The organism is Microvirga antarctica (assembly GCF_017921815.1).
GTDB classification, from domain to species: Bacteria; Pseudomonadota; Alphaproteobacteria; order Rhizobiales; family Beijerinckiaceae; genus Microvirga; species Microvirga antarctica.
On record NZ_JAGEMM010000040.1, the window covers coordinates 1 to 306 of the forward strand.

General features: G+C 59.8%; 1 protein-coding gene. It reads left to right on the forward strand.

The features are described 5' to 3' along the window. On the forward strand, positions 1-306 hold a 306-nt coding region (locus J4G32_RS20780), incomplete at both ends, for a type I-E CRISPR-associated protein Cas5/CasD (RefSeq protein ID WP_246505436.1).

Here is a 306-nt window from a genome sequence, read left to right on the forward strand (position 1 = left end):
GTTCTGCGCTGTTGGGGTTATTAGCTGCGGCGCTGGGTATTCGCCGCGATGAGGAGGAACGGCTAAACGCCTTCAATCGTCATTACCAATTTTTGCTGTGCGCCAGCGGCAACCCGCGCTGGGCGCGGGATTATCACACGGTGCAGATGCCGAAAGAGGTACGTAAGGCACGTTACTTCAGCCGCCGTGAAGAGTTGCAGGCTCCTGAGTTACTGAGCGCGCTGATTTCCCGACGCGACTACTACACCGACGCCTGGTGGATGATCGCTGTCAGCGCGACGCCGGACGCGCCTTACACGTTGGCGC